General features: G+C 68.1%; 1 protein-coding gene. It reads left to right on the top strand.

The features are described from left to right. Positions 1–602: PadR family transcriptional regulator (locus ABD323_RS43220; RefSeq protein ID WP_344447508.1), on the top strand; the 602-nt coding region annotated here is incomplete at its 5' end. Between the last annotated feature and the right edge of the window lie 66 nt (positions 603–668).

The raw sequence follows: 668 nt of genomic DNA, 5'->3' as shown, positions 1-668 counted from the left end.
AGCACGTGATCCTCGGTCTACTGGCCCTTCGGCCCGTCTCCGGCTACGACATCCGCAAGTGGATGGACGGCAAGGGCAAGTACCTGGGCTACGACGTGCAACTGCCGCAGATCTACCGCACACTTCCGCGCTTGGTGGACAGCGGCTGGGCGGAGTTCGATGTCGACCCGCGCGAAGGCCGCCCCGACGCCAAGGTCTACCGGCTCACCGCAGGCGGTCGCGACGCGCTCCTCGACTGGGCCCGCTCACCGTACGAGCCGTCACCGCGCCCGGCCGACCCCGACTTCCAACTGCGCTTCCTCTTCGCCGGTCAACTCGGTCCCGAGTACGCGATCGCCGTCCTGCGCACCGAACTCGACTACCGGCTTGCCCACTTCGGCGAGCCCGGCTGGATGGACTTCACCGCCCTCGGCCTCGACCCCATCCCCGACATCGACACCACCTGGGTCCGCAAACTCCACCTCGCCGCCCACGAACACGGCTACGCCTCCACCGCCGCCTACATCGCCTGGCTCCAACTCACCCTGGCCCGGCTGGAAGGCGAAGCCGGACTGCCACCCAGCCGCGCCCCGTACCGAGGCGTCGGCCATGACAACCCCTGACAGTCACCGGGCAAGGTCTCAACGGCTACCGCCCGGTCAACTCCGCTAGATAACTCCGAACACAGG

This window comes from Kitasatospora nipponensis, from assembly GCF_039528135.1.
GTDB classification, from domain to species: Bacteria; Actinomycetota; Actinomycetes; order Streptomycetales; family Streptomycetaceae; genus Kitasatospora; species Kitasatospora nipponensis.
The sequence above is the reverse complement of the archived record's forward strand: the minus strand, read 5'-3'. Positions and strand labels throughout refer to the sequence as shown.